Source organism: Microbacterium sp. IO18, from assembly GCF_049099505.1.
Lineage (GTDB): Bacteria > Actinomycetota > Actinomycetes > Actinomycetales > Microbacteriaceae > Microbacterium > Microbacterium aurugineum.
On the sequence record NZ_JBMJAF010000003.1, the window covers coordinates 71,881 to 89,938 of the forward strand.

Sequence of the window (18,058 nt, forward strand, 5' to 3'; positions counted from 1 at the left end):
TCATGACCGACGCGCTTCTCGCCGAGACCCGCACCGCCGAAGATGCCGCCTGGTGGCGTCAGGCCGCCGTCTACCAGATCTATCCGCGCAGCTTCGCGGACGCGAACGGCGACGGTATCGGCGACATCCCGGGCATCGTCTCCCGGGCCGATTATCTCCGCGACCTCGGCATCGATGCGGTCTGGCTCAGCCCGTTCTACCCCTCGGCGCTCGCCGACGGCGGGTACGACGTCGCCGACTACCGCGACGTCGATCCGCGGCTCGGCACACTCGCCGACTTCGACGACATGGTCGAGGCGCTGCACTCCCGCGGCATCCGCGTGATCGTCGACATCGTCCCGAACCACTCGTCCGACCAGCACGAGTGGTTCCAGGAGGCGCTCGCCGCCGGTCGGGGATCGGCCGCGCGCGAACGCTACATCTTCCGTGAGGGCAGCGGCCCCGACGGATCCGAGCCACCGACCGACTGGGACTCGGTGTTCGGTGGCAGCGCGTGGGAGCGCGTGGCGGATGGGCAGTGGTACCTGCACAACTTCGCCGTCGAGCAGCCCGACCTGAACTGGGATCACCCCGAGGTGCGCGCCGACTTCTTGAAGACGCTGCGCTTCTGGTCGGACCGCGGCGTCGACGGGTTCCGCATCGACGTCGCCCACATGCTCACGAAGGACCTCAGCGAGCCGCTGCCCTCACGCGCCGAACTCGACGCGATGGACCGCACCTCGGGCACGCATCCGATGATCGACCGCGACGACGTGCACGAGATCTACGCCGAGTGGCGTGCGGTCTTCAACGAGTACGACCCGCCCCGCACCGCCGTCGCCGAGGCCTGGGTCGAGACCCCGGAACGCCGTGCGAAGTACGCCTCGGCCGAGGGGCTCGGGCAGGCGTTCAACTTCGACCTGCTGGTCGCCGACTTCGACGCCGCGCAGTTCCGGAGCATCATCGCCGACAACCTGCAGCAGGCGGGGGCCACCGGATCGTCGACCACCTGGGTGCTGTCGAACCACGACGTCACGCGTCACGCCACCCGCTACGGACTTCCGGCGCTGAACGGCCGTCCGGTCAAGCAGGGCACCGAGTGGGTGAAGGCCGGCGGGCCGTCTGAGGCGCTGGACCGGGAGGGTGGACTCCGCCGGGCGCACGCCGCGACTCTTCTGCTGCTCGGCCTCCCCGGCAGCACATACCTCTACCAGGGGGAGGAGCTCGGACTCCACGAGGTCGCGCAGATCACGCCCGAGCAGCGTCAGGACCCCGGCTTCTTCCGCGGCGCCGAGTTCGACGGACTGGGCCGTGACGGATGCCGCGTGCCGCTGCCGTGGACGGCGGAAGGTTCCTCGCACGGCTTCGGTGCCGCGGGCTCGCACCTTCCGCAGCCGGAGTGGTTCGCGGAGTACGCGGTCGACGTGGAAGCGGGGGATCCGTCGTCGACACTGTCGCTGTACCGGGAGGCCCTGCGCCTGCGGCATCTGTTGCAGACCGGCGAGGCCCTGGAGTGGATCGAGACCGGGCGCGACGACGTGCTGCGCTTCGCCCGGCCGAACGGATGGCAGGTGGTGTCGAACTTCGGCACGGCGCCGTTCGACCTCGGTGCGGACGCCGCCGACGTGGTCCTCTCGAGTGCCCCCCTCGACGGCGCTGCGCTTCCCGGCGAGGCGACGGCCTGGATCGCTCCCTCTCACCTGCTCGGCTAGCGACCCCCGCCTGTCGTCGAGACCCCCGTCTGTCGCCGCGCGTCAGCGGGGGTCTCGGCGCGTATGGGGGGCGTGGACGGCAGGAAAAAGGAAAGGCTCGACTCCCGGTTTGATAATGGTTCTCATTAGCGTTTAGAGTGGGAGCATGAAGAAGCCCGTCCTCGCCCTCGCATCCGTTGCCGCCCTCACGCTGGCCGGATGCTCCACCCCCGCCGCGGGGGAGGGCGACGACGGCACCATCACGGTCGTCGCGAGCACGAACGTCTACGGGGACATCGCCGCGCAGATCGGCGGTGACCGCGTCGACGTGCAGTCGATCATCACCTCCGCCTCGCAGGACCCGCACTCCTACGAGGCGAGTGCCCGCGACCGGCTCACAGTGCAGAAGGCCGACCTGGTGATCGAGAACGGCGGTGGGTACGACGCCTTCGTCGACACGCTGCTGCAGGATGCGAAAGACCCGCACGTCATCACGGCCGTCGAGTACTCGCACGACTTCCCCGGCAATGAGGGCCACGACGACGAAGCGGACCACGACCACGCCGACGAGTCCGCCACCGATGCGCCCGAGGAAGAGGGCCACGACCACGATCATGCCGACGGTGAAGAGGGTCATGAGGGGCACGACCACATCGAGGGCTTCAACGAGCACGTCTGGTTCGACCCGCACACCATGATCCACGTCGTCGAGGCGATCAGCGAGGAGCTGGGCGAGCTCGACCCCGACGGGGCGAAGGACTTCACGGCCAACGCCGACGACCTCATCGCCGACCTGGAGGGCTTCGAGGCCGACCTCGAGGGCATCAAGGCGGACGCGGCGGGCGTCGAGGTGTTCATCACCGAGCCGCTGCCCGGGTACCTCGCCGCGGCTGCGGGCTTGACCGACGTCACCCCGGAAGGATTCGCGGAGTCCGTGGAAGAGGGCACCGATGTCGCGCCCGCCGTCCTGCTCGAAGCGCTCGACGTGATCGGCAGCGGCACGGTGGGCGCTCTGCTGACCAACGCTCAGACCGGTGGTGCGGAGACCGAGCGCGTCGAGGCCGCGGCCGAGGAGGCCGGCATCCCCGTCGTCGCCTTCACGGAGCTGCTCGAGGACGGATCGTCGTACTCTGAGTGGATGAGTGACGCGATCCAGAGCCTCGCCGCCGCCGTCGAGTCGTGAGCGGCGGCGCCGCACCGCGCGACAATCCGGTCCTCGAGATCTCCGACGCCTCACTGCATCGCGGCGATCGAGAGCTCTGGTCGGGACTCGACCTCACCGTAGAGCCGGGAGAGTTCATCGCCGTGCTCGGCCCCTCCGGATCGGGCAAGACCACTCTCCTGCGCAGCATCCTGGGGCTTCAGCCGCTGTCGTCCGGCGTGATCAAGGTCGCCGGAGAGCCCGTGCACCGCGGCAACCCCCGCATCGGCTACATCCCGCAGCAGCGCTCGCTGGCTCCGGACACGAGCATGCGGGCACGTGATCTCGTCGCCCTCGGAGTGCAGGGGAGCCGCTTCGGCTTCCCGATCCCGCACCGCGGCGACCGCGCGAAGGTCGACCGTCTGCTCGAGGCGGTCGGCGCGTCGGAGTTCGCTGAACGACGGGTCGGGCTGCTGTCGGGCGGCGAGCAGCAGCGGCTTCGGGTCGGACAGGCCCTCGCCGACGAGCCCGCCCTGCTGCTGTGCGATGAGCCGCTGTCGAACCTCGACCTCGCCAACCAGGTCGCCGTGACCGACATCATCGACCGTCAGAGGCGCGAGCGCGAGGCGGCGGTGCTGTTCGTCACGCATGACATCAATCCGATCCTCGGCCGGGTCGACCGCATCCTCTACATCGCCGGTGGGCGGTTCCTGCTCGGGACTCCGGACGAGGTGCTGCAGACCCGCGTGCTCACCGACCTCTACGGCACCCCGGTGTTCGTGCTCCGTGCGGGTGACCGGTTGGTCGTCGTCGGCGTTCCGGATGCCGAACCGCACCACGACCACGGCGATCACGAGCACGGAGGAGTCGCATGAACGTCGCATCGGTCATGGTGCCGCTCGTCGACTGGAGCGACGTCTTCTCCTTTCAGGACTACGGCGAGCTCGTGGCCCTGCTCGCGAACTCGATCATCGCGGGCGCCGTCCTCGGTGTCGTCGGCGGTCTGATCGGCGTGTTCGTGATGCAGCGCGACCTGGCTTTCGCGGTGCACGGCGTGAGCGAGCTGTCGTTCGCGGGCGCCGCGGCGGCTCTGCTCTTCGGCGGCAGCGTCGTGGCCGGATCCCTCGCGGGCGCGCTCGCCGCCGCGATCCTCATCGGCATCCTGGGGGCCAAGGCCAGGGACCGAAACTCGATCGTCGGCGTGCTGATGCCGTTCGGCCTGGGTCTCGGCATCCTCTTCCTCTCGCTCTACGACGGTCGCAGCGCCAACCGCTTCAGCCTGCTCACGGGGCAGATCGTGTCGGTCTCCACGCCGGACCTCGGGTGGCTCATCGGGATCAGCCTGGTCGTGCTGATCGGACTCCTGGTGATGTGGAACCCTCTGCGCTTCGATTCCCTCGACCCGGAATCCGCTGCCGCCCGTGGTGTGCCGACCCGCGCGGTGAGCCTGTTGTTCATGGTGCTGCTCGGCCTGATCGTCGCGGTGAGCGTGCACATCATCGGGGCGCTGCTCGTGATGGCACTGCTGGTGACCCCGGCGGCCGCGGCCATGCGTGTGACGGCCGGTCCGATCGCCGTGCCGTTGCTCGCGGCGCTCTTCGGGTTCGTCTCGGCGGTCGGCGGAATCCTGCTGGCCCTCGCCGGCACGCTGCCCGTGAGCCCGTACATCACGACGCTGTCGTTCACGATCTACGTCGTGTGCTGGATCGTGCAGCGGGCGCGGGCCAGGGTCCGGCGGGTGCGGGTCTGAGACCGTGCTTTCGAATCGCGCAAATGGCCGGAAATCAGCCCGAGATGCGACCATTCACGCGATTCGAAAGGGTCCTGGCCGCTCCCAGCCCTCGCCAACCGCAGCGGCCTAGACTCGACGTATGGCTCAGCGGAACACCTGGCAGCGCGAACGCGTGCGCGAAGCACTCGCCGACGCTCGCGGATTCGTGAGTGCGCAGAGCCTGCATGCCTCCCTGCGCGACGACAACACCGGCATCGGCCTGGCGACCGTGTACCGCGCTCTCGCGGGACTCGCCGCCTCCGGTGACGCCGACTCGCTGCAGAGCCCCGAGGGTGAGGCGCTGTATCGCGCCTGCACGACCCAGGGACACCACCACCACCTGATCTGCCGATCGTGCGGTCTGACCGTGGAGATCGAGGCCAAGGACGTCGAGCAGTGGGCGCATCGCACCGCCGCCCTGCACGGCTTCACGGATGCCGCTCACGTGGTGGACATCTTCGGGCTGTGCACCCCGTGCGCGAACAAGCGCGACGCCGAACGGACTGCGAACGCGTGAGCCCCTCGGCAGCGACGGCGACCCGTCACGGTCACTCCCATCGCCCGGCGCCCACTGCGCGCTCGGCATGGATCGGCGTCGGCCTCGGTGCCGTCATCATCGCGGCGCTGTTCCTGGTCGATGCGTTCCTGCCGACGCTGTTCCCGGCGTCGCTGCCCACCCGTGCGCAGGACGGCCTCACCCTCGCCCTGAGCGTGCTGATCGAGGCGCTCCCGTTCGTGGTCCTCGGCGTGCTGCTGTCGATCGTGGTGCAGGTCTGGTTGCCCGCCGATGTCATCCACCGCTGGCTGCCGAAGCGCGCGTGGGCGCGGCGGGCCGTGCTGTCGCTGCTGGGGATGCTCATCCCGGTGTGCGAGTGCGGCAACGTGCCCTTCGCCCGTGGGCTCATGATGCGCGGTCTCGCCCCGGCCGAGGCGATGACCTTCCTGATCGCGGCGCCGATCGTGAACCCGATCGTGATCCTCACCACGCACGCCGCGTTCGGTTGGGACGGCGGGATCCTCGTCGCGCGCCTCGTCGGCGGATACCTGATCGCGAACCTGATCGGCTGGATCTACAGCCGCCACCCCGACCCCGACGGCATGCTCACGCAGCGCTTCGTCGACACCTGCGACCGGGTGACGCACGAGCCCGGGACGCCGGTGCGCCGCAGCCTGACCCAGTTCCTCATCGAGCTTCGCGCCGTGATGCCCGCGCTGGTCATCGGTTCCGCACTCGCCGGTGCCGTGCAAGTGCTGATTCCCCGGGAGTGGCTGCTCGCGATCGGCTCGAACCCGGTGCTGTCGATCGTGGCCATGATGGCACTCGCGATGACGGTCGCCATCTGCTCGAACGTCGACGCGTTCTTCGCGCTGTCGTTCGCCTCGACGTTCTCGTCCGGCGCGATCGTCGCGTTCCTGCTGGTCGGACCGCTCGTCGACATCAAGATGCTCGCGCTCATGCGCACCACCTTCACCGGGCGCACGCTCGTCGGGATCGTCGGGATCGTCCTCGCCTCGGCGTTCGCGATCGGGATCGGGGTGAACGTCCTTGTCTGAGCAGACCACCACACGTGCGCGTGCCCTCGCCACCCGCTGGCTCGGGGTCGGCCTCGCTGCGGTGATCGCGGTCGTGACCCTCGGACTCGGCATCACGGACCGCCTCACGCTCTACATCAGCCCCGAAACCGTGTGGTTCGCGTGTGCGGCCGCGGTCGTGACCCTGGCCGGCGCGATCTGGTCGTGCACCCTGCCTCTCGGCGAAGAGGACGATCACGGTCATGACCACGAACACGGTCACGGCACGGAAGTCTCCGACGACACGGAATCCGGCTCGTCCGCGACCCCGCGCCGCCGTTCCCTTGCGGGTGTCGGCGCGGTCACAGGAGGGGTGATCGCCTCGGGCGTCGTCATCGCGGCCCTGGTGCTGCCCCCGGCGTCGCTCTCGGTCGAGCTCGCGATGTCGCGCGCGGGGGAGCAGAGCGCGCTGTTCGCCGGCTCCGACAGCGTCGCGCTCGGCGTCGCCGACACCTCGACCTTCGGCGTCGGCGACTGGGCGAGCGTCTTCGCCGCGTCCACGAACACCTCGGCCTACGACGGTGCGCCCGTGACCCTCACCGGCTTCGTGACCCCGGGATCGGGCGACGGCGTGAACCTGACCCGGCTGGTCATCACGCACTGCGTGATCGATGCGCAGACGGCCGCACTGCCGGTCACCGTCGATCCGGACGACTACCCGACCGGACAGTGGGTCGAGGTCACCGGCACCGTGCGCGCGGACAGCGACGGCAAGCTCCACATCGAACCGACCGACGTCGTCGCGATCGACGAGCCCGGGGACCCGTATGAGTACTGACGACGAGCGCCCCGAGACGCCCGCCGTTCCGCGGACCCGCGCCGAGCTGCGCGCCGCCCGTGAAGCCGCAGAGGCGGCGGAGGCCGAGCGGATCGAGCGTGCGGTCACCCCGCCGGATCACGCCGCGCACCCCGCCGACGAGCCGGAAGCCGCAGAGGACGACGCCGCTGTCCGTGAGGCCGCTCTTCGGGACGCCGCTCTTCGGGAGGCGGCGGTGCGCCGGGCCGGTGAACGGGAGGTCGCGGAGCAGGAGGCGGCCGCACGGAAGATGGCCGCGTTCGAGGCTGCCGCGCGGGAGGATGCCGAAGCGACCGCGCTGCCGGCCGTCCCTGTCGCACCTGAGCCCGTGTTCGTGGGTGCCGCCCCGCAGATCGACGACGAGCCGACGACATCCCCTCCCGCTGAGCCCCCGCTGACGGCCGCGTCCGAGGCCCCGGCCCCGAGCGCGCCGCGGAACCCGCGGAGGTTCCTCCTCACACTCGGTGCGGTGCTGGGCGTCCTCGTGCTCGCCGGCACCGGGCTCGGCATCGTCAGTCTCCTGCAGGGCCCGCGGATCAGCGACGTGCAGGTGGACGCGGAACATGCGATCGAGTCCTCCGGGAGCAGGGTCATCCTCACCGCGAACCAGGCGCTCGCCGACATCGATCCCGAGCAGGTCACCGTCGAGCCGGCGACGCCGTTCACGATCGACGCCTCGGGGCGCGGCGTCGGCGTCCGCTTCACGGTGCCGCTCGACGACTCGACGGAGTACACGATCCGCGTGGCCGACGTGGCCGGTGCGGGTGGCGGTCCGTCGACGACCCTGACCACGTCGTTCACGACGCCGCCGTCCACCATCTTCCTGCTGCGCCGAGACGTCGACGGCAAGGACAAGATCTTCCTCACCGACCTCAAGGGCGACGGGGTGGCGGTGTACGAGCACGAGAAGATCAACGACTTCCGGGCCACCTCGACGCAGCTCGTGGTCGCGGTGGAGGAAGAGGACGGCTCCCACCTGCTCGTGATGGACCGCGACGGGAAGAACCAGCGCGAACTCGACCTGCCCGGTGACGGCTACGTCGGCGCCGTCCAGGTCTCGGAACGAGGTGGCCTGGTCGGCTACAGCTACTCCGACCGCGAGCTCAGCGACGACGAAGGGCGGGCGAGCGTGCTCGTCACCCAGTCGCTGAGCGGCAAGGACGAGCCGCAGGTGATCGAGGTCGCCGGCGCGGAGGCGAGTGTCTTCGTGTGGCAGTTCGTCCCCGACAGCGCCGCCGTGCTGTTCATCGACTTCGACGGTGCGCTGTCTCTCGTGGACCGCTCGAGCGACGCGGGCGTGCAGTCCCTCGGTCTCGCCGCCATGATCCAGGGCATCTCCCGCGGCACCTACACCGCCATCGTGGAGCGCCTCGACGGGGCCGTCGTCGAACTGAACCTCGCGGACGGATCGGAGCAGCCGCTGGCAGCATCCGACCCCGATTACGGGACGGCGACCTCCATCACCCCGTTCCCCGGTGGCACGCTCCGGCACGTCGTCGCCCGTGACGATGCGGGACTCCCGATCGGACAGGCCGTCATCCGCGTGGACGACGACGGCAAAGCCACCCCGCTGGTCGAGATCGGGGCGACCGATTCGATCCTGCAGGCGTGCGCCTCCCCGAGTGGTCAGTATGCGGCCGTGGCGATCGCGCCCGACCTCGCGAACAACCCCTACGACGGAATGCTGCTGCCGTTGCCTGCGCAGGTCGAGACGCACCTCATCGACATGGAGAGCGGCAAGGAGATGGTCGCTCTCACCGGCTTCGATGCCTCCTGGTGCCAGACGGCCCCGCGGTTCTGAGATGCCGCAGCAGGATGGTCTGCGTCGAGCGGTCCGTGCGGACCTGAGCGGCTCGGCGGTCGAGGTCGCGCCGCTCCTGCTCGGGGCCGAGCTTCGGACGTTCGCCCCCGCGACGGACGAACGCGGACCTGTCGAGGTGCGACTGCGCATCACCGAGGTCGAGGCGTACCACGGGCAGGGCACCGGCGAGATCGCCGATCCCGGATCCCACGCGCGGATGGGACGCACGCCGCGCAACGCCACCATGTGGGGCGAGCCCGGACATCTCTACGTGTATCTGAGCCACGGCATCCACTCCTGCGTCAACGTGGTGTGCGGGCCGATCGGGCAGGGCGACGGCGTGCTGCTGCGTGCGGGGGAGATCGTGACCGGAGCGGATGCCGCGGCACGGCGCCGAGGTGCGACGCTGCCGCTCAGCCGCATCGCCCGGCGGGATCTGGCGCGTGGGCCCGGTCGTCTCGGGCAGGCCGTGGGGTTGCGGCATCCCCTTCATGACGGCATCGACGCCATCACCGGCGAGGAACGGCACGGGGCGAGGGCCGAGTTGTGGCTCGGCGAGCCGCGGGACGATGTGGTGCGCGGCCCCCGGGTCGGCGTCGCGGGCGTCGCCGGGACCGCTGCCTTCCCCTGGCGCTTCTGGATCGCCGCGGATCCCACCGTGTCGCCGTTCCGGTGGGGGAGAGGGGCTCAGGCGGAATCGGCGGTTCAGGCGGCCGGATGAGCCGTGCTAAACTGACTCTTTGTCTGCGCACACTCCTGTGCGCAGTTCGCATGCTTCTCCTTCTGCGGCCGAGAGATCGGCGGGTCGGGTTGCGTGCAGACAAGGGATCTTGGGTGGGGCCGTCCGGCCTCACGGTATAGAAGGAGTCACCATCATGGCAGCAGTGTGCCAGGTGACCGGAGCTGTTCCCGGCTTCGGTCACAACGTCTCGCACTCGCACCGCCGGACGAAGCGCCGCTTCGACCCGAACGTGCAGAAGAAGACCTATTTCGTCCCGTCGCTCGGTCGTAAGATCACGCTCAACGTGTCCGCCAAGGGCATCAAGGTGATCGACGTCCGCGGCATCGAGAACGTGGTCAAGGACCTCCAGGCGAAGGGTGTGAAGCTCTAATGGCCAAGAAGGCTCAGGACGTACGTCCGATCATCAAGCTGCGTTCGACGGCAGGCACGGGTTACACCTACGTGACGAAGAAGAACCGCCGCAACACCCCCGACCGCCTCGTGCTCAAGAAGTACGACCCGGTCATCCGTCAGCACGTCGAATTCCGAGAGGAGCGTTGATCAATGGCTAAGAAGAGCAAGATCGCTCGCAACGAGCAGCGCAAGGTCATCGTCGAGCGTTACGCAGAGCGTCGCGCCGAGCTGAAGAAGACCCTGGTCGACCCGAACGCCACCGACGAGGCCCGCGAGGCCGCACGCGTCGGCCTGCAGAAGCTGCCGCGCAACGCGTCGCCTGCTCGCGTGCGTTCGCGCGACGTCATCGACGGCCGCCCCCGCGGTGTCCTCACGAAGTTCGGCATCTCGCGTGTCCGCTTCCGTGACATGGCACACCGTGGCGAGCTGCCCGGCGTGACCAAGTCGAGCTGGTAAGTCTCAGCAGACAGCCGAAAGGGGCGAGGATCTTCGGATCCTCGCCCCTTTCGCGTCTCCACTCCCCCTGCATCCATCCCTCCCTCCTTCCTCTCTCCTCCCTGCCGTCCCTCCTGCCGTCCCTCACTCCCTCCCTGCCTCACTCCTGTCCCGCCCCGCGCGTTCTGAAGGACTTCTCGCGAATTGCAGGAGCGAACGCTGGGTCCACTCCTTCATTCCGTGAGATCTCCTTCAGAGGTCTGTTCCTGCACAGAAGCCTCGGCGATCGAGCTCTGCCCTTCTGCCGGTGATCGGGCGGCGTGCGCGCGCCCGCTGGAGGCAGGATCGTCCGATGGATCCCGTGGATGAGCTGTGGCGTCGTGGAGGGGTCGCGCGGGTGCGCACTCTGCGCGCGGCCGGGGTGAGTGCGCACTCGCTCCGGCGGTCGAAGGAGCGTCTCGAGGTCGTCACCGTGCGGCAGGGGTGGGTGGCCTTGCCGGATGCCGACCCCCAGATCGTCGGGGCGGCGGCTCACGGTGTCGTGCTCAGTTGTGTCACGGCGGCGGAGAGGCGAGGACTCTGGATTCCGGAGAAGACGCCACTGCACGTCGCTGCCCACCCGAACGCGGCGCGGATCCGGGTGCCGTCCCAGGTCGTCGTGCACTGGTCGAAACCGGTGGTCCCTCGGCCCCCCGACGCGACGGTGGATGAACTGCTCAACGTGCTGGCCGTGATCGCGCAATGCCAGCCGTTCGAGACCGCCCTGGTCATCTGGGAGTCGGCCATGAACAAGGGGTACGTCGACGGCGCGCGCCTCCGTGGCCTCGATCTTCCGGCGCCGGCACGAGCGCTCCTCGAGCGGGCGCGACCGTTCGCGGACTCGGGGCTGGAGACCATCGTGATCCATCGGCTCCGTTGGCTGGGGCTCCGTATGCTGCCACAAGCCTGGTGCCTCGATCGGCGGGTGGATCTCCTCATCGGTGATCGACTGGTGATCCAGATCGATGGTGCGACCCACACCGGGGAGCAGCGGGACAAGGACATCGCTCACGACGCGCAGCTGGTCCTCCGTGGCTACCGTGTGCTGCGCTTCAGCTACGAACAGGTCATGCACCGTTGGTCTGAGGTGCAGTCCGTGATCATGGAGGCCGTGGCGCAGGGCGCCCACCTCTCCTGATCACCCCTCCTGATCATCCCCTCTCCTGATCGCCCTCTCCTGATCGCCCCCCTCCTGATCGCCTGCTTCCTTGGACTCACGCCTCGCGTTGCGAAGGAGAACTCACGGAATGAAGGAGTGCATTCCACATCTGCTCCTTCATTCCGTGAGATCTCCTTCATCCCGCGAGTTCTCCTCACCCTGCGACTGCTCCTTCATCCCGCGAGTTCTCCTTCATCCCAGGAGTTCTCCTCGCCAGCGCGAATTCTCCTCACCAGCGAGAGTTCTCCTCACCCCGAGAGTTCTGCGTCAGCCCGCGCGCGCACCGCGTGAGCTCCCCAAAACTGTGACTGGAGTGACGAATGTGACGCGACACGCCCAGTAATTGCCCAAAACCCGCGAAATGACGCGGATATGTGGGTGGTCGTTGATACATTCGAGGCGGTCACTAGACCAGGGGCACCCGCCCCGATACCCACAACGATGCGACGGGATCTCGTCGCTGGAGGATGACATGGCTGACAAGTCCATCACCAAGACCGAGCTCGTCGCGAGCATCGCTAGCGCCACGGGCCAGAGCCAGGCCACCGTCTCCGGTGTCCTCGACTCGCTGTTCGCCACGGTCTCCGACGCTGTTGCCAAGGGCAGCAAGGTCTCCATCCCGGGCTGGATCTCCTTCGAGCAGGTCGACACCGCTGCTCGCACGGGCCGCAACCCGCAGACCGGCGCCGAGATCAAGATCCCGGCCGGCAAGCGCGTCAAGGTGACCGCTGGCTCCAAGCTGAAGGCTGCCGTCAAGTAAGCAGACCGCACCTCTTCGAAGGCCGCTCCCGTTCCGACGGGAGCGGCCTTCGTGCTTTCGCCCCTCCCGGCGCGCCTAGGCTGGAGGGGTGAGTTCCCGCAGCGAGTCGACGAGTCGGATTTCGGCGTATCGAATCGCCGGGGTGGTCATCCTCCTCGTCGCCGCGCTGGTGGCCCTGGTGGTGGCGCTCCTCGTCGGGGGCGGGGCCGATGCACCGCTGCTGCAGGATCCGGGGCCGATCGTGCTCTGGGGCACCCCGCTCGCGAAACTCGTGATGAATATGTCGGCCGCCGTCATGCTCGGCTCTCTCGTCCTCGCGCTGTTCGGACTGCGCGCGGGGGAGCGCTCCTTCGATGCGGCACTGAACATCGCCTCCGTCGGTGCTGCCGTCTTCACGGTCTCCGCGGGCCTCGCCGGGTTCCTCGCGTTCATGGCCGCCTTCAACCCGAAGCTCAGCATCGAGCGGGAGTTCGGCACGCAGCTCGGCCGCTTCCTGTTGGAGCTGCCGCTGGGACAGTCCTGGCTCATCACGACGATCTTCGGCGCGATCATCACGGTGCTCGCCTTCGCCTGGCGCTCGTGGACGCCCACGCTCATCACCGCACTGCTCGCCGCGGCTTCCTTCATCCCTCTCGCGACGCAGGGGCATGCGGGCGACCTCGCAGGCCACAACATGGCCGTCAACTCGATCCTGCTGCACACGGTCGGTGCCGCGGTCTGGCTGGGTGGGCTCCTGCTCCTCGTGCTGCTCCGCGGGCGCGGTGACGTCGACACCGCTCGACTCGTCGGACGCTACTCCTCCCTCGCGATCGCGGCGTTCGCGGTGGTCGCCTTCTCCGGATTGACCCGGTCGATCGTGGCCGTCGGAAGCTGGGACGCGCTGTGGACGACACAATACGGCTGGATCGTGCTCGCGAAAGCCGCGCTGTTGGGCGGCATGGGACTGCTCGGCGCCTGGTACCGCGCTCGCCTCATCCCGAAGCTCGCCGGACAGCGTGCGACGGGTTGGTTCTGGCTCCTCGTCCTGTGCGAAGTCGCGCTGATGGGGTTCGCGTCCGGCGCCGCTGCCGCGCTCGCGCGCACGCCCCCTCCCACCGGCGAGGTCGCCGCGTTCGCGCAGACGCCCGCCCAGATCCTCACCGGGTCGACGCTGCCGCCCGAGTTGACGCTCGAACGCTGGTTCACGGCGTGGGACTTCGATGTGCTCTGGATCGTCGTCGCGGCCTTCGGCCTGTTCTTCTACCTCGCCGGCGTCCGGCGCCTGCGTCTGCGCGGAGATCGCTGGCCGATCCATCGCACGGTCTTCTGGGTGCTCGGGCTGCTCATGCTCTTCTGGGTGACGTGCGGCCCGCTCAACGCGTACCAGGAGTACCTGTTCAGCATCCACATGATGGGCCACATGATGCTGTCGATGGCCATCCCGCTGCTGCTGGTCTCGGGCGCACCGATCACGCTCGCCCTGCGCGCGATCCACAAGCGCGACGACGGCACCCGGGGAGGCCGCGAGTGGATCATGTGGGCCGTGCATTCGCCGTTCGCCCGGGTCGTCACCCATCCGTTCGTCGCCGCGGCCATCTTCATCCTGTCGCTGTGGGCGTTCTACTTCACCGACCTGGTGCGGTGGGCGATGGTCGAGCACATCGGTCATGAGTGGATGGTGATCCACTTCCTGATCTCGGGCTACCTGTTCGTGATGAGCCTGATCGGTGCCGACCCGGTGCCGTACCGACTTCCCTACCCCGGCCGCCTCATCACCCTGATCGCCGTCATGGCGATGCACGCCTTCTTCGGCATCGCGATCATGATGCAGGAGGGGCTGATGGTCGCGGAGTGGTTCGGATCGATGGGCCGGGACTGGGGGGCCGATCCGTTGCAGGACCAGTACGTCGGCGGCGGCATCGCCTGGTCCATCGGCGAGATCCCGACCTTGATCCTGGCCATCACGGTCGCGATCCAGTGGAGCCGCAGCGACACGAAGCTGCAGCGTCGGCGCGACCGGCATGCGGATCGCACCGGAGACAGGGAACTCGAGGAGTACAACACCAAGTTGGCCGAGCTCGCCGCTCAGGACCAGCGCCGCGAGGAGCGCGAGAGGCGTTGAGGCCCGCGGGTGAATCCGTCAGTCGACGGGAGGTTCGCCCGGTGAGCCGATCTTGATGGACGCGGAACCGTCGGGCAGGATCGCGATGGTGCCGTTGAGCTGGAACGGCACGTCTTCCGATACGGGGTCGATGGAGCCGTCGAAGAGCGACTGGATCTCGACTTCGACGTGCGCGACGGCATCGGTCGTGGGAATCTGCCACTGTCCGCCGTCGGGCGTGACCGTGACCTGAGGCTGCGTCGCGATGGACCACTTCGGCGGCGACGAGATGCGGTCCGTGACCCGCAGGCCGAACGGGCAGGCGGTCGGCAGGAGCACGTCCTGCGTGGTGCACGCGGTGAGGAACTCCTCGACCCGCTGCTGCACGACCTCGACGAATTCGTCTGTCGGCGTGGTCTGCACATCGAGTGGAGTGACGGCGAGCGGGGTGTCCGCGAGCACACCGTGTCCGGAGGCCGTCGCGATCGGAGTGTCCACCGTCACGGCGTACAGTCCCGGGGTGAACACGAGCAGCGGCAGCGGTTCGATCGCGTCGGCCTCGGTGCCCGCTGCGGACACCTGCCGGCGGTCGACCTCGAAGCCGTTCACGGCGAACTGATCCACGCCGCGGACCGTGAGCTCGACGACGGCCAGCGGACTCTCCGCGAAGCGCCAGTTCGGGGTGACGCCCGCCCAGCCGTCCTGTTCGATCAGGAAGGTGCTGGTGCCGGCATGACCGCTCGCCTCGTAGCTCACCGTGACGGCGGTGCCGCCTTCGGCCTGCTCCTCCGACTCCACCTTCACATCGGTCAGCGGTGCGAGCGCGGCGCGGCGCAGCATGGCCTCGGACGCGGCCGGGTCGATGCCGGACTCCTCGAGGATCTCGCGGTCGATCGCGACGCCGGGCACCCGTAGTGCGTCCGCGGCGCGGCCGGAGGAGAGCAGGTCGAGGTAGCGGGTCACGAACGCGGACGGGCCGTAGAACTGCTGGTACAGCGTGGCACCTCCGGCGCCGATCGCTGCGACGAGCATGAGCCCGACCACCACGAGCATCGCGAGATCGACGCCCAGGCGTGACCGCCGGGGCGCGCTCGACCTGGCCCGCTCCATGGCGCCAGTCTAGGAGTGCGTCCTGGGGGGACGCCGAGCGTCGGCGGCCGGGCGCGGATGCCGGGACGTAGCATGGGTGGCGCCCCGTTTTCCGCCCACTGCCCCCTGTGAGTGCCGTGTCCCTTCCCGCCCTGTCCGAGGAGCAGCAAGAGCTGTTCCGGCTCATCGAGGACACCGGCGAGCACGTCTTCATCACCGGTCGCGCCGGCACCGGGAAGTCGACGTTGCTGCAGCACTTCGCCTGGAACACGAAGAAGCAGATCGCCATCTGCGCTCCGACGGGCGTCGCGGCGCTCAACGTCGAGGGCCAGACGATCCACTCCCTCTTCCGTCTGCCGATCGGTCTGATCGGCGACGCCGACATCGACCAGAACGACGCGACCCGGCGCATCCTGAACGCCATCGAGACGCTGGTGATCGACGAGATCTCGATGGTCAACGCCGACCTGATGGACGCGATCGATCGCTCCCTGCGCCAGGCCAGGGGGCGCAGGGGGGAGCCCTTCGGCGGTGTCCAGGTGGTCATGTTCGGTGACCCCTACCAGCTCGCTCCCGTCCCACCCCGCGGCGACGAGGCCCGCTACGTCCAGGATCACTACCGCTCGTTCTGGTTCTTCGACGCCAAGGTCTGGGCGGGGGGATCGGGGCTCTCGGACCAGGAGGGGCTGTTCCAGGTCGACACCCGTGCTGAACTGCACGTGCGGGAACTGGTGCAGATCCACCGGCAGTCCGACGACGGCTTCAAGTCGATGCTCAACGCCGTGCGCTACGGCCGCGTCACGGCGGAGATCGCGGGCGTGCTGAACACGCAGGGACGACGCACGCCCCCGGAGCCGGAGCCGGGCGAGGTGCCCATGATCACCCTCGCGACGCGCAACGACATCGTGAACAAGATCAACAGCCAGCACCTGAATGCGCTGCCCGGCAAGGAGCAGACCGCGCGGGCCGAGGTGAGCGGCGACTTCGGACGCGGTGAAGCCGCCCTGCCCGCCGAGAGCGAACTGAAGCTGAAGGTCGGGGCGCAGGTGATGTTCCTGCGCAACGACACCGCCATGTCCGGCGAGCCGCCGCGCTGGGTGAACGGCACCATCGGCACGGTGACGCGCATCCTCGGCAGCGCGGTGCGCGTCGACATCGACGGCGAGGAGGTCGACGTCGAGCCCGCCGTGTGGGAGCGTTTCCGCTACGCCTACGACCAGAACACCAAGAAGCTCACCCGCGACGTGGTCGCCGAGTTCACCCAGTTCCCGCTGCGTCTCGCCTGGGCGGTCACGATCCACAAGTCGCAGGGCAAGACGTATGAGCGGGCGATCATCGACCTCGGATCCGGGGCGTTCGCGCCGGGGCAGACGTACGTGGCGCTGAGTCGACTGACGTCCCTGGACGGCCTGTACCTGTCACGCGACCTGCGGCCACGCGACATCCGGGTGGACGAAGACGTGCGCCGGTTCATGCGCGACGCCTGGCTGGCGGCGTCGACGCCCGAGCTGCCGAAGACCTGACGGAAGAGGGATCAGGCGGCGGCGCGGGCCCGGTCGAGATCCTCGAAAAGCTCGGTGTTGAATCGATAGGCGAGGAGCACCTCGTCGATCACACGCTCACGCTCCGCGTCGTCCCACGGGGCGGCGTCGAGCTGCTCGCGGTAGACGTCCTTGAATGCGGACGGGTCGGCGATGTCGTCGAACAGGTAGAACCCGATGCCGTTCGTCTCGAAGCCGAACCGACGGGCCATCACCCGGCCGATGAAGATCCCGCCGGAGAGGTCGCCGAGATAGCGGGTGTAGTGGTGGGCGATGAAGCCGCCCGCCCACGTGGCACCCACCTGGCGGATGCGCTCGACGTAGCGCACGGTGGTGGGCAGCGGCACGATCTGCTCGCGCCAGTCGCCACCGAGCAGGAACTCCAGGTCGGCTTCCAGCGCGGGGAGTCGCGTGAGCTTGTCGCTGAGGAAGACCGCCGCCACCGGATCCTGTCGCATGCGCTCCCCGGCTCCTTCGAGCGCTTCGTAGATGAAGTAGTGCTGCGCGACGAGGGAGATGTAGTCCTCGCGTGAGCCCTCGCCCTTCAGGAGGTCGGACATGAAGCCGGCGGTCTCGCTGCGGGAGTGTGATCCCGACGAGCGCTCGCGCAGGGCGGCGGAGAAGGAGAGGATCTCGGGCATGTGCCTAGTGTAAGGGTTGCCTTACCTCGGGCGGTAGTGGCGGTGCCGAGTCAGATGGGCGACGGGCCGCGTCCGAGCCGTTCAGGCGTGCGGGCGAGGCTCGACCCCGAGGCGCGCGCAGGCCTCGTCGTAGAGCGCCACGACCTCGCGGCGCACAGCGGGGCGATCCGTGATGGGTCCGCCGGGCCACGGAACCCGCAGTTCGGAGGGTTCGCCGTCGACGGTGATCTCCCAGACGCCGCCGTCGCCGTCGAACCCGGTCATCACGGAGGCGGTGATGTCGGCGGAGCTTTCTGCGAAGGCGCGGGCGATCAAGAGGTTGTCATCGGTGTGGTCACCGTTCATGTGGCGCAGGACAGCGGCGATCACGTCGGCATCGAAGAAGTGGGGCACGTTTCTCACCCTATGTGCGCGCAAAGGCGCCCGGC

The 18,058-nt window shown here is 68.8% G+C and carries 19 protein-coding genes; 16 read left to right on the plus strand and 3 right to left on the minus strand.

Features of this window, described 5'->3' with window-relative positions; genetic code table 11:
* Positions 1–2: 2 nt before the first annotated feature.
* The 15 genes from ACLF6J_RS16755 to ACLF6J_RS16825 all read left to right on the plus strand — a co-directional run bounded on the left by ACLF6J_RS16755 (position 3) and on the right by ACLF6J_RS16825 (position 14,380).
* Entirely contained in the window at positions 3–1,691 is a 1,689-nt protein-coding gene (locus ACLF6J_RS16755; protein ID WP_134352488.1) for a glycoside hydrolase family 13 protein, read from the plus strand.
* A 145-nt stretch (positions 1,692–1,836) separates the two neighbouring features.
* Positions 1,837–2,853 carry a metal ABC transporter solute-binding protein, Zn/Mn family gene (locus tag ACLF6J_RS16760; protein ID WP_134352487.1) on the plus strand — a complete coding sequence of 339 codons (1,017 nt, stop codon included), beginning with the start codon at positions 1,837–1,839 and terminating at the stop codon, positions 2,851–2,853.
* Positions 2,850–3,686, plus strand: a complete 837-nt coding sequence (locus ACLF6J_RS16765; RefSeq protein WP_047524208.1) for a metal ABC transporter ATP-binding protein — start codon at positions 2,850–2,852, stop codon at positions 3,684–3,686. Before ACLF6J_RS16760 ends, ACLF6J_RS16765 begins: the two co-directional genes overlap by 4 nt.
* A gap of 14 nt (positions 3,687–3,700) precedes the next feature.
* Complete coding sequence (locus ACLF6J_RS16770; RefSeq protein WP_047524250.1) at positions 3,701–4,561, plus strand: metal ABC transporter permease; 861 nt, start codon at positions 3,701–3,703, stop codon at positions 4,559–4,561.
* Between the two features lie 121 nt (positions 4,562–4,682).
* Positions 4,683–5,099 carry a Fur family transcriptional regulator gene (locus ACLF6J_RS16775; RefSeq protein WP_047524209.1) on the plus strand — a complete coding sequence of 139 codons (417 nt, stop codon included), beginning with the start codon at positions 4,683–4,685 and terminating at the stop codon, positions 5,097–5,099.
* Positions 5,096–6,136 carry a permease gene (locus ACLF6J_RS16780; protein WP_134352486.1) on the plus strand — a complete coding sequence of 347 codons (1,041 nt, stop codon included), beginning with the start codon at positions 5,096–5,098 and terminating at the stop codon, positions 6,134–6,136. Before ACLF6J_RS16775 ends, ACLF6J_RS16780 begins: the two co-directional genes overlap by 4 nt.
* Positions 6,129–6,932 carry a TIGR03943 family putative permease subunit gene (locus tag ACLF6J_RS16785; protein ID WP_134352485.1) on the plus strand — a complete coding sequence of 268 codons (804 nt, stop codon included), beginning with the start codon at positions 6,129–6,131 and terminating at the stop codon, positions 6,930–6,932. Before ACLF6J_RS16780 ends, ACLF6J_RS16785 begins: the two co-directional genes overlap by 8 nt.
* Complete coding sequence (locus tag ACLF6J_RS16790) at positions 6,922–8,751, plus strand: hypothetical protein (RefSeq protein WP_244093536.1); 1,830 nt, start codon at positions 6,922–6,924, stop codon at positions 8,749–8,751. The genes ACLF6J_RS16785 and ACLF6J_RS16790 overlap by 11 nt, the downstream gene beginning before the upstream one ends.
* 1 nt (position 8,752) lies before the next feature.
* Positions 8,753–9,472 carry a DNA-3-methyladenine glycosylase gene (locus ACLF6J_RS16795; protein WP_134352484.1) on the plus strand — a complete coding sequence of 240 codons (720 nt, stop codon included), beginning with the start codon at positions 8,753–8,755 and terminating at the stop codon, positions 9,470–9,472.
* A 154-nt stretch (positions 9,473–9,626) separates the two neighbouring features.
* Positions 9,627–9,863, plus strand: a complete 237-nt coding sequence (rpmB, locus tag ACLF6J_RS16800) for a 50S ribosomal protein L28 (protein WP_017203559.1) — start codon at positions 9,627–9,629, stop codon at positions 9,861–9,863.
* Positions 9,863–10,033: a 50S ribosomal protein L33 gene (gene rpmG / locus ACLF6J_RS16805; RefSeq protein ID WP_017203558.1), complete on the plus strand. Its 171-nt coding sequence runs from the start codon at positions 9,863–9,865 to the stop codon at positions 10,031–10,033. The genes rpmB and rpmG overlap by 1 nt, the downstream gene beginning before the upstream one ends.
* Positions 10,034–10,036: 3 nt before the next feature.
* Positions 10,037–10,342: a 30S ribosomal protein S14 gene (rpsN, locus tag ACLF6J_RS16810; protein WP_017829734.1), complete on the plus strand. Its 306-nt coding sequence runs from the start codon at positions 10,037–10,039 to the stop codon at positions 10,340–10,342.
* 331 nt (positions 10,343–10,673) lie between these two features.
* Entirely contained in the window at positions 10,674–11,498 is an 825-nt protein-coding gene (locus ACLF6J_RS16815; RefSeq protein ID WP_134352483.1) for an endonuclease domain-containing protein, read from the plus strand.
* 493 nt (positions 11,499–11,991) lie between these two features.
* Positions 11,992–12,279 (plus strand): HU family DNA-binding protein, encoded by a 288-nt coding sequence (locus tag ACLF6J_RS16820; RefSeq protein ID WP_017203554.1) that lies wholly within the window; start codon positions 11,992–11,994, stop codon positions 12,277–12,279.
* A gap of 88 nt (positions 12,280–12,367) precedes the next feature.
* Positions 12,368–14,380 (plus strand): cytochrome c oxidase assembly protein, encoded by a 2,013-nt coding sequence (locus ACLF6J_RS16825; RefSeq protein ID WP_208526488.1) that lies wholly within the window; start codon positions 12,368–12,370, stop codon positions 14,378–14,380.
* A gap of 18 nt (positions 14,381–14,398) precedes the next feature.
* On the opposite strand, the gene ACLF6J_RS16830 is transcribed toward ACLF6J_RS16825, so the two are convergent.
* The gene (locus ACLF6J_RS16830; RefSeq protein WP_047524215.1) at positions 14,399–15,469 is read right to left on the minus strand and encodes a hypothetical protein; all 1,071 of its coding nucleotides are present in this window, start codon (positions 15,467–15,469) and stop codon (positions 14,399–14,401) included.
* A 116-nt stretch (positions 15,470–15,585) separates the two neighbouring features.
* Here ACLF6J_RS16830 and ACLF6J_RS16835 point away from each other — a divergent pair, with 116 nt between their 5' ends.
* Positions 15,586–16,971 (plus strand): ATP-dependent DNA helicase, encoded by a 1,386-nt coding sequence (locus ACLF6J_RS16835; protein ID WP_047524258.1) that lies wholly within the window; start codon positions 15,586–15,588, stop codon positions 16,969–16,971.
* A gap of 11 nt (positions 16,972–16,982) precedes the next feature.
* Here ACLF6J_RS16835 and ACLF6J_RS16840 read toward each other — a convergent pair whose 3' ends face one another.
* Both ACLF6J_RS16840 and ACLF6J_RS16845 read right to left on the minus strand, forming a co-directional pair.
* Positions 16,983–17,630, minus strand: a complete 648-nt coding sequence (locus ACLF6J_RS16840; RefSeq protein ID WP_134352481.1) for a heme oxygenase (biliverdin-producing) — start codon at positions 17,628–17,630, stop codon at positions 16,983–16,985.
* An 81-nt stretch (positions 17,631–17,711) separates the two neighbouring features.
* Positions 17,712–18,023 carry a DUF2470 domain-containing protein gene (locus tag ACLF6J_RS16845; protein ID WP_134352480.1) on the minus strand — a complete coding sequence of 104 codons (312 nt, stop codon included), beginning with the start codon at positions 18,021–18,023 and terminating at the stop codon, positions 17,712–17,714.
* Between the last annotated feature and the right edge of the window lie 35 nt (positions 18,024–18,058).

What these genes read in the sequence shown, in the direction of transcription:
- ACLF6J_RS16755 (WP_134352488.1), top strand. Translation starts at nt 3, where the DNA reads ATGACCGACGCGCTTCTCGCCGAGACCCGCACCGCCGAAGATGCCGCC.
- ACLF6J_RS16760 (WP_134352487.1), top strand. Translation starts at nt 1,837, where the DNA reads ATGAAGAAGCCCGTCCTCGCCCTCGCATCCGTTGCCGCCCTCACGCTG.
- ACLF6J_RS16770 (WP_047524250.1), top strand. Translation starts at nt 3,701, where the DNA reads ATGGTGCCGCTCGTCGACTGGAGCGACGTCTTCTCCTTTCAGGACTAC.
- ACLF6J_RS16775 (WP_047524209.1), top strand. Translation starts at nt 4,683, where the DNA reads ATGGCTCAGCGGAACACCTGGCAGCGCGAACGCGTGCGCGAAGCACTC.
- ACLF6J_RS16790 (WP_244093536.1), top strand. Translation starts at nt 6,922, where the DNA reads ATGAGTACTGACGACGAGCGCCCCGAGACGCCCGCCGTTCCGCGGACC.
- ACLF6J_RS16795 (WP_134352484.1), top strand. Translation starts at nt 8,753, where the DNA reads ATGCCGCAGCAGGATGGTCTGCGTCGAGCGGTCCGTGCGGACCTGAGC.
- rpmB (WP_017203559.1), top strand. Translation starts at nt 9,627, where the DNA reads ATGGCAGCAGTGTGCCAGGTGACCGGAGCTGTTCCCGGCTTCGGTCAC.
- rpmG (WP_017203558.1), top strand. Translation starts at nt 9,863, where the DNA reads ATGGCCAAGAAGGCTCAGGACGTACGTCCGATCATCAAGCTGCGTTCG.
- rpsN (WP_017829734.1), top strand. Translation starts at nt 10,037, where the DNA reads ATGGCTAAGAAGAGCAAGATCGCTCGCAACGAGCAGCGCAAGGTCATC.
- ACLF6J_RS16815 (WP_134352483.1), top strand. Translation starts at nt 10,674, where the DNA reads ATGGATCCCGTGGATGAGCTGTGGCGTCGTGGAGGGGTCGCGCGGGTG.
- ACLF6J_RS16820 (WP_017203554.1), top strand. Translation starts at nt 11,992, where the DNA reads ATGGCTGACAAGTCCATCACCAAGACCGAGCTCGTCGCGAGCATCGCT.
- ACLF6J_RS16830 (WP_047524215.1), bottom strand. Translation starts at nt 15,469, where the DNA reads ATGGAGCGGGCCAGGTCGAGCGCGCCCCGGCGGTCACGCCTGGGCGTC.
- ACLF6J_RS16840 (WP_134352481.1), bottom strand. Translation starts at nt 17,630, where the DNA reads ATGCCCGAGATCCTCTCCTTCTCCGCCGCCCTGCGCGAGCGCTCGTCG.